Origin of the sequence: Pseudoalteromonas rubra, assembly GCF_000967655.1 — a bacterium.
GTDB lineage: Bacteria > Pseudomonadota > Gammaproteobacteria > Enterobacterales > Alteromonadaceae > Pseudoalteromonas > Pseudoalteromonas rubra_A.
In genome coordinates this window covers 1-3,883 of record NZ_JXYA01000095.1, presented here as the reverse complement: position 1 = coordinate 3,883, position 3,883 = coordinate 1, and the positions used below count along the sequence as shown (strand labels likewise).

Below are 3,883 nucleotides of genomic sequence, written 5' to 3'. Positions count from 1 at the left end.
CACAGAAAATTGAACACTACCGTATTCCAACGCGACATAGCATTGCACGAATTCTTAAAACAGTGGAGACTGATTCGTTGGTTTTGGCCTTGTTCATTTGGGTCAACGAGCAACGGTCTCAGTCTGGTAAGCCCATCATTGCGTTTGATGGTAAAACCCTGCGCGGTGCCAGTAAAAAGCGTGAGGATAACTTACACTTGGTGTCCGCTTTTGATTGCGAGTCTGGTTTAACTTTGTATCAGCGTACAGTAGAAAGTAAATCCAATGAGATACCAGCAGTTAGAGCCTTATTAGATGTGCTCGATATTTCAGATTCTATCGTTACATTAGATGCGCTACATTGTCAGAAAGCGACACTTTCAGCGTTGATTTCAAGAGGGGCAGACTATCTGGTTCAGGTCAAAGCAAATCAGAAAACACTCTATAAAGCAGTCACTTCATGTTTTGAAATAGCCTTTGAAGAAAACAAAAATTTGCCTGAAGATGTACAAGTCAGCAATGGTCATGGACGTCAGGAAACACGCATCACTTATGCTCTGAAGGCAGACAAACTGCCTGAAGAGGTAAGAGAAAAATGGCCCGGGATCACTTCATTAGTCGCGGTCGAAAGACACAATAAATCCGAGTCGATAACAAAAATAGACACGCACTTCTATGTCACTTCAGTCGAGCCAGATGCACAGATGTTACAAAAAGCCATCCGCCATCATTGGCACATTGAGAGTGTGCCGCAGGCACACAAACTTGCAGCATAAGGAAGCGCTGTAAATTTGTAGCATAAGCTCAGGAGGAGATGGTGGCAGGCCCACCGAAATCTGCTGTCGGAAGCCTGTTTCAAACCACCTCAAGCTACTGTAGTTAAGAGCTATGGGAGTAAGCGTTGAGGTCAAAGCGCGAACATACGTTCGGCAGGTGTGGTACAGAGAGACGAGTTAAACCGAACCCATGTGGACGCGTCGTAATCCAGAGACTCGACATCAAAACCGGGGGCGTTTCTATCTCTCGGGATGAATCTACGAGTGAACTCCGAATGCTGCGTAGGTGGTGTCCGGCGTATAGTGGGCGTGACTCTGTACTAGGCTCTTCTTGGGAACTGCGGGAACCAGTCATCACGATGTGAAGGAAGAAATGCAAGTCACTGAATTGATAAGTATGAGAGTACCGATGCGTGATACTGGGACGGAGTTACTCGTAGTAGTGAGGAAGCGTTTGTAATGAACGTGGAGCGAAGGGGTAACGTCAAGCCGCCTTTCCCAGCACCCAACTGCAAAGCAGGAGGAGGTGCAGGGGTTAAGGCAAAACCTTTTGCCATAGATAAATGGGATGTGTACCGTGCCTGGGAGCTGGTGAAAGCCAACCAAGGTGCGGCAGGGATTGATGGTCAAACCATCATTGATTTTGAATCCAATCTGAATGGGGATCTGTACAAACTCTGGAATCGACTGTCATCAGGTAGCTATCAGCCGCCTCCAGTGAAGGGGTAGCTATCCCCAAGAAATCTGGTGGAGAGCGACTGTTGGGGATCCCCACGGTTGCTGATCGTGTGGCGCAAATGGTGGTCAGGTTGAAATTTGAGCCACTGGTTGAGCCCCACTTTCTGCCGGATTCTTAAGGTTATCGGCCGAATAAGTCAGCGATCGATGCTATTCGGGTAACAAGGCAACGGTGCTGGCATCAGGACTGGGTGCTTGAGTTTGATATCAAAGGACTGTTCGACAACATCCGTCACGACCTATTGATGAAAGCGGTACGCAAGCATACCGATATCCCGTGGGTCTGTTTGTACATTGAGCGCTGGTAACGGTACCGATGGTAAAAAAAGACGGCGAGGAGAGCTGGCGAACGCAGGGAACACCTAAGGGCGGAGTGATAAGCCCTGTCCTGGCGAATTTGTTCCTGCACTATGTTTTCGACAAATGGATGCAGAAATATCATCCACAGCTGAAATGGTGTCGTTACGCGGATGATGGTCTGGTTCACTGCCGGAGTGAGGCCGAAGCAAAGCAGATGCTGGCGGTGTTAAATCAACGTTTCAGTGAATGCGGACTGGCGCTTCACCCAGACAAGACCCGAATTGCCTATTGCAAAGACGGGAAGCGCAAGGGCAGGTATGAACACATCAGCTTCGATTTCCTTGGATATACCTTCCGGCCACGTGTGGTTAAAAACAGCAAGCGAAACAGCATATTTGTGAGTTTCACACCGGCGGTGAGCAAGTCAGCTCAGAAGGCGATGTGATTCAAGATCCGTAAGTTGAAGATCCGAATGCGAACAGAGCTGAATATCGCGCAGATGGCGGGCTGGCTCAACCCCATGATAAATGGTTGGTTGGGTTACTATGGTCAATTCTGCCGTTCAGAAATGTATAAGGTATTCAGACAACTCAACAAAGCACTGGTGCGTTGGGCAAGGCGTAAGTTTAAGGCCCTGCGCAGACACAAAACCCGAGCCTCGAAGTTTCTCGAAGGGATAGCAAAGAAGAACCCGAGGTTGTTTGCCCATTGGGGCAGGAATGGCAGGAGCGTTTGCTTGATGGGAGCGGTATGAATTGAGAGGTTCACGTACCGTTCTGCGAGAGGCTGCGGGGGAGGTTCCCGCGGCCTACTCACCACCAGCAGCATTGGGTGTGGATGTCGTGTTTAAAGAAGATGCTTGCCAGATAAATGAGCCGATTTCCGCGGAAAACATGGCGTTGTTCAGAAGGGTAGTTCGCAATCTGGTAAAACAGCACACAGGCCGCAAAGATTCGATACGTGGCAAGTGTGTTCGGGCCAGGTTTGACGATGAATTCAGGGCAGAGCTTATCTTTGGTTAATAGTCGTTAACGAAGTATGCCCTCACCCTGGGGCATTGAAGCATAAATAGCAAACGCCTCAAAGATCAGTCAAGGCACCCACTATAGGGTGCTTTATTGTTAACTAATCACACCAACCCCCCGCCTTTCATCAGCAGTTGTTGTAAAGCACCTATTTTTAATAGTCTAAAGTCTTTTTTAAGGTGTAACGAGCATTAATAACTGATACGATTTAGTCAGAAATACTACTGTCAAAATGCACTTAGCTATTAACCCTTTACGTAAAAGGAAATGTAAGATGAAAAAATATAAAACCACACAGCCTGAAAGTGTTTTGTCGTCAACCAAGCTTGAGCAACCTGTTCTACTTAAAACAGAGCTCAAAGGACTTCTAGTTAAAACGGGAATCAAAGCTGGTAATCCAGGGGGCCGTTAGCTTAATTAAGAAGCTAGAAATTTGTTTTTATGACACCATAACTTAGCAATTCAGGTACAATGACCGTGTTTTTAATCCTAGTCTAGCCAGGGAGAAAAGTAGTGTGTGGCTTTGTCGGTATTATTAACTATAACGGTGCGGAGTGTAGTCCTGAATCTTTTGCTTTGTTACAGAGCATGGGGGAACAAATAGCGCATAGAGGACCAGATGATACACAATATTTTTGTGATGGGCCGCTAGGCATTGTATTCAATCGCTTATCAATTGTTGACCTTCAATCCGGAAATCAGCCATTTTTTAATGAAGACCGCAGCGTTATGCTGGTTGTTAATGGTGAAATCTACAATCACAAAGAGTTAAAGGCCCAGCTCCAAGGACACCATGTTTTTCAAAGTGACTCGGACTGTGAGGTGCTCCTTCATTTGTATGAAGAGCATGGTATTGACGTCTTACAAATGGTCAATGGCATGTTTGCTGCTGCAATTTGGGACATGCGTCGCCGATGTTTGTACTTAGCCCGAGATAGACTAGGAATAAAACCGCTTTACTATAGCAACTTTAATGGTCAACTTGCATTTGCGTCTGAATTAAAAGCTTTACTTACTCACCCTGATTGCCCCCGAGAGTTCGACGAGCTATTGTCAAATCTGGTG

5 protein-coding genes and 2 pseudogenes are annotated in these 3,883 nt (G+C 46.6%); all 7 read left to right on the top strand.

The annotated features are described in order from the left end of the window. Positions 1–755: ISAs1 family transposase (locus TW77_RS24625; RefSeq protein WP_046007411.1), on the top strand; the 755-nt coding region annotated here is incomplete at its 5' end. A gap of 459 nt (positions 756–1,214) precedes the next feature. Then, a complete protein-coding gene (locus tag TW77_RS25880) occupies positions 1,215–1,484 on the top strand; it encodes a hypothetical protein (RefSeq protein WP_240479542.1) in 270 nt (89 codons plus the stop codon). A gap of 325 nt (positions 1,485–1,809) precedes the next feature. Then, entirely contained in the window at positions 1,810–2,238 is a 429-nt protein-coding gene (locus TW77_RS25875) for a reverse transcriptase domain-containing protein (RefSeq protein ID WP_240479541.1), read from the top strand. 27 nt (positions 2,239–2,265) lie between these two features. Beyond that, positions 2,266–2,547, top strand: coding sequence for a group II intron maturase-specific domain-containing protein (locus tag TW77_RS25870; protein ID WP_342626739.1), 282 nt, complete (start codon positions 2,266–2,268; stop codon positions 2,545–2,547). Positions 2,548–2,609: 62 nt separating this feature from the next. After that, positions 2,610–2,815, top strand: a pseudogene (locus TW77_RS23520) (transposase); the annotation flags it as partial. A gap of 277 nt (positions 2,816–3,092) precedes the next feature. Beyond that, positions 3,093–3,230 carry a hypothetical protein gene (locus tag TW77_RS25340; RefSeq protein ID WP_156158752.1) on the top strand — a complete coding sequence of 46 codons (138 nt, stop codon included), beginning with the start codon at positions 3,093–3,095 and terminating at the stop codon, positions 3,228–3,230. Between the two features lie 101 nt (positions 3,231–3,331). Beyond that, positions 3,332–3,883, top strand: a pseudogene (locus TW77_RS23515) (asparagine synthase (glutamine-hydrolyzing)); the annotation flags it as partial.